3 protein-coding genes and 1 pseudogene are annotated in these 4,442 nt (G+C 72.2%); 3 read left to right on the top strand and 1 reads right to left on the bottom strand.

Translation table 11 applies throughout. From position 1 onward, the window contains the following. The 3 genes and pseudogenes from ABYE80_RS17580 to ABYE80_RS17570 form a co-directional block, all read left to right on the top strand. A pseudogene (locus ABYE80_RS17580) lies at positions 1 to 369 on the top strand (hypothetical protein); the annotation flags it as partial. After that, positions 366 to 1,166, top strand: a complete 801-nt coding sequence (locus tag ABYE80_RS17575; RefSeq protein WP_372791607.1) for a hypothetical protein — start codon at positions 366 to 368, stop codon at positions 1,164 to 1,166. The pseudogene ABYE80_RS17580 and the gene ABYE80_RS17575, both read left to right, overlap by 4 nt. A gap of 157 nt (positions 1,167 to 1,323) precedes the next feature. Continuing rightward, positions 1,324 to 2,547 (top strand): NAD(P)/FAD-dependent oxidoreductase, encoded by a 1,224-nt coding sequence (locus tag ABYE80_RS17570; protein WP_372791606.1) that lies wholly within the window; start codon positions 1,324 to 1,326, stop codon positions 2,545 to 2,547. Positions 2,548 to 2,557: 10 nt separating this feature from the next. Here ABYE80_RS17570 and ABYE80_RS17565 read toward each other — a convergent pair whose 3' ends face one another. Next, positions 2,558 to 4,297 carry a calcium-binding protein gene (locus ABYE80_RS17565; protein ID WP_372791605.1) on the bottom strand — a complete coding sequence of 580 codons (1,740 nt, stop codon included), beginning with the start codon at positions 4,295 to 4,297 and terminating at the stop codon, positions 2,558 to 2,560. Positions 4,298 to 4,442 lie beyond the last annotated feature (145 nt).

The raw sequence follows: 4,442 nt of genomic DNA, 5'->3' as shown, positions 1-4,442 counted from the left end.
GGCCCCAAGCGGCTCCCCAAGAGCCGCCGGCGTCATCTGTTCACGCCGTTCGACCTGATGACGTTCGGCATCAACCCGGTGGTCCCGGCCTACCCGAAGAAGGGGCAGACCTGGAAGACGAACAAGGCGGGTCGCGACTACGCCGTGTTCGGGGTCACCGGGCGCTCCAAGGTCGTGGGATACCAGCGCGTGCGCACCCCGGCAGGCCGCTTCACGGCGCTGCTGGTCGAGAGCCGCCTCACGCAGAAGGGCTACCGGTTCGGCTCCGGCGTGCGGCGCTCGTGGTTCGCCTCCGGGGTCGGGCTCGTCAAGCTCCAGTTCCGTCACCGCGACGGCAGCGTCTCGAAGGTCGACCTGCTCAAGCGATGAGGCGGCGGCTCCCGGTCGTCCTGGTGGTGCTGGCGTCGGCGCTGATCGGCGGATGCGGGGGAACGAGCGACGCCGATCGCGTTCGCGCGTACTTCGACGACGTCGACGACGTCTATCAGAGCGCGGGACCGCAGTTCCGGACCGCCAACGACACCTACAAGAAGTTCTCCGAGGGCACGCTCAAGGGCTCCTCGGCGGAGTTCGAGCTGCGCCGCGCGGAACTCGGGATCGAGGATGCGCGCCAGCGCATCGCCACGCTGGAGCCGCCCGTCCCGGCACGTCGCCTCCACACCCTCGTGCTGCGGGCCTACCAGCTCAACGTGCTCATGGCCGCGGAGACCCGCCAGCTCGCGTTCTTCGTGCCGCGGGCCGAGCGGATCGTCACCCGTCTCAACAGCGCCCGGCGCGAGCTGCGCAAGGACCTCGGGGTCTCCGGCGGCCTGGAGCGCCAGACCCGCGCGCTGCGGGCCTACGCGCGGCGTGTCGGAGGGCTGCGCGACGAGCTGACGCGCCTGCGGCCGCCCCCGGCGCTCGCCGCCGCCAAGGAGACGCAGCTGCGCCTGCTGACCAACACGCGCTCGCTCACGCTGCGCCTGATCCGGGCGATCGCGGCGCAGGACAAGCCGGCGATCACCAGCCTGCTCGACCGCTTCAGCGCGGCGGGCGATCCCGAGCCGGACCGCGCCCGCTGGCAGACGGGGGCCATCCGCGCCTACCGGCAGCGGATCGTCGAGATCGACCGTGCCTCCGCGGCGGCGACCGCCGAGCGGGCGCGGGTCGTGCGCGCCGTGAGCTGAGCCGTGCCCGACGACGGGTCCGGGCGGCCCGACCGGCGCGGGTGCGGCGTCGCGATCCGCCATCGGGGGGAACTACGGAACGGCAAGCGGCTCAGACCCGATGCGGCGGTCGCTGTACCGGTGCACGATCGAGGGCGTCCTCTCCTGAAAGGCCGAGATGTTCGACAGACCCTCCGCTCCCCAGCGCGCCGTCATCGTCGGGTCCAGCTTCGCCGGGCTGACCGCGGCGCTGGACCTGCGCAAGCGGCTCGATGACCGCCACGAGATCGTGGTGCTCGACCCGCGTCCGGACTTCACGTTCATCCCCTCGCTCATCTGGTTGCCGTTCGGCCTGCGCGAGGCGGACGACATCACCTTCCCGCTCGCGCCCCTGTACGCACGCAAGGGGATCCGCTTCGTCAACGATGCCGCCGCCGCGATCGACATCAATGCCCGCAGCGTCACGACCGCCGGGGGAGAGCAGATCGCGTACGACACCCTGCTGCTCGCCACGGGGCCGCGGCTGGCGTTCGAGAAGATCGCTGGGCTGGGCCCGGAGACCGGCCACACCCAGTCGGTGTGCAACCTCGAACACGCCCAGTGGGCGGGCGACGCGTGGGAGAGGTTCCTGGAGAACCCGGGACCCGTGGTGGTCGGCACCGCCCAGGGAGGCTCCTGCTTCGGGGCCTCCTACGAGTTCCTGCTCAACGCCAAGCACCGGATACGCAAGGCGGGCCTGGAGGACGTCGCGCCCGTGACGTTCATCACCGCGGAGCCGTTCCTCGGGCACTTCGGACTGGGCGGCGTGTCCGACTCGCAGCGGCGCGTCGAGCGCTTCTTCGACCGGTTGGGGATCGAGGGCATCCCGAACACCGTGATCTCCGAGGTCCGCGAGGGCGAGATCGCGCTGGAAGGGGGACGGGTGCTGCCGTTCGCCTTCTCGATGATCGTCCCGCCGTTCACCGGCGTCGACGTGATCCGCGAGACCGAGGGACTGGGCAACCCGGCGGGCTTCGTCCCGATCGACGAGGAGTTCCGGCACGCGGACATCGAGCGCGTCTACGCGGCAGGCGTCGACGTCGCCATCGCGCCTCCCCAGCCCACGCTCGTGCCGGCCGGTGTGCCGAAGACCGGGCACATGAGCGAGCACATGGCGAAGGTCGCGGCGCAGAACATGGCGTCCGACATGCAGGGCGGCGAGCGCCGGAGGCTCCCGCTGGAGGACCTGGGGGCCGTCTGCGTCCTGGACGGTGGGAACACGGGGATCATCTTCCGGGCCGATCACATCCTCGGAACCCCGGAGCATCCGCACGTGATGGCGGGGCCGCAGGCCCATTGGGCCAAGCTGGCGTTCGAGCGCTACTTCCTGGCGAGCCGCAAGCGCGGGATGGTCGCGGTGTAGGCCCGACGGCTCACCCCACGATCTCGCAGTTGCGGACCACGTCCTTGCTGTCCTTGAAGACGACGTCACGGCCGGGCCCGCAGTCCACGAAGTCGCGGCCGCCACCAACCGCCCGGATGGTGTCGTTGCCGGACCCGCCGTAGAGCCGGTCGCGGTCGTAGCCGCCGTTGAGATGGTCGTCACCCGGGCCGCCCTTGAGGATGTCCTTCCCGCGACCCCCCTCGAGCTCGTCGTCCCCCGCGCCCCCGTAGAGGCGGTCGTTGCCGAAGCGCCCGAACAGCTGGTCGTTGCCGGGTCCGCCGTAGAGCCGGTCGCTGCCTCCTGCGCCCTCCAGGAAGTCCGAGCCGCCTCCGCCGCGCAGGACGTCCCGGCGGGAGGTGCCGATGATGCGCTCGTCGGCGGACGTGTTGCCACGGCAGCCCTTGCGGTAGGAGCAGATGACCCGGGACTCCTCGGCGCGGACGGCGGCGAGCAGGTTCTCGCCGGCGGTGCCGGCGGTCGTGACCGCCGCGTTGGTCCACCCGGTCGAGAGGAGCTCGCGCCGCGCCCGCTCAGGGTCGACGTCGGTGGTGGGATCCTCGCCCGCGAGGTGGACGGTGCCGCCGACGAGCGAGCCGATGCCCGCGGCGGTGTCGGCCAGGATGTCGGAGACGGCGCCGCCCGGGGTGATGACGGGGGCGACCGTCGCGAGGACGGAGCCCACGCTGACGTCGCCGATGACGTGGATGCCGGTTGGGAGGCGCACGGCGCGCGGACCGGCGGCGCGCGAGGCGGACCGCGTGCCGGTCGCTCCGCGGATGTCGACGCTGACGGCGACGGGCGGGCCGTCGAGGGGGTTCGGCAGGACGAGGATCTCGCAGTTCCGGGCGCTGTCGGCCTCGCTCTGCGACGAGACGTAGGCGACGTCCTGGCCACTTCCGCAGTCGATCGTGTCGAGGCCGGGACCGGAGTAGACGAGGTCGTTCCCGGGGCCGGCGTCGATGTCGTCCTCCCCGCCTCCGGCGTTGATGGTGTCGTCGCCCTCGCCACCCAGGATGCGGTCCGCGCCACCGAACCCGTGGATCACGTCGTTCCCGGGGCCGCCCTCGAGGTCGGCGCTGCCGCCGTCGTCGGTGAGGACGTCGTTGCCCTCCCCGCCGCGCACGGCACGACCCGGGTTCTGGCCTGCCCCGGCGTCGATGCGGTCGTCGCCGGGTCCGCCGTCGATCGCGTCGTTGCCCGAGCCACCGAACAGGATGTCGTTGCCGGATCCACCCAGGATGCGCCGGTCGGACCCGAGGTTGCCGTGGATGTAGTCGTCGCCGGGGCCGCCGTCGAGCAGCCGGTCGTCGCCGGCGCGTGACTCGACGATCAGGTCGTTGCCCGAGCCGCCGCGGACGGAGTCGTCGCCGTCGCCGCCGTCGATGACGTCGTCGCCCGCGCCCCCGCTGATGGTGTCGTTGCCGGTCTCCCCGTAGAGCCGGTCGTTGCCGCTGGATCCGACGAGCCGGTCGTCGCCGGACCCGCCTTCGAGCCGGTCGTCGCCGGAGCCGCCGTACAGGCGGTCCGCGCCGGTGCCGCCGAGCAGCAGGTCGTTGCCGCCGCGACCGAACAGGACGTCGCGCGAGCCGCCTCCGGACAGCGTGTTGTCCTTGGAGTTGCCGCTGATGCGGTCGGCCAGGCGTCCGCCGCGCTTGGCGGCGGTGGCGGGTCCGGCCGCGAGCGACAGGACGGTGAAGATGGTGAAGAGGGTCAGGAGCAGGCGTGGCACGCTCCGGGTATCGGGGTGTGCTCCCGCTGTCGGTCAGCCCGACCCGTCGAACCTGGCCGAACCGTGGATGACCCGGGAACCCGGGCCGTACGATCGGCCAGATCGGGCCGGGTCCGCTACGGGAGCCGGGCACGTCAACGCTCGG

The sequence above is a fragment of the Paraconexibacter sp. genome (assembly GCF_041602235.1).
Lineage (GTDB): Bacteria > Actinomycetota > Thermoleophilia > Solirubrobacterales > Solirubrobacteraceae > Paraconexibacter.
Note: the sequence above shows the minus strand (reverse complement) of the source record. Positions and strands in the feature narration are given on the sequence as shown.

What these genes read in the sequence shown, in the direction of transcription:
- ABYE80_RS17575 (WP_372791607.1), top strand. Translation starts at nt 366, where the DNA reads ATGAGGCGGCGGCTCCCGGTCGTCCTGGTGGTGCTGGCGTCGGCGCTG.
- ABYE80_RS17570 (WP_372791606.1), top strand. Translation starts at nt 1,324, where the DNA reads ATGTTCGACAGACCCTCCGCTCCCCAGCGCGCCGTCATCGTCGGGTCC.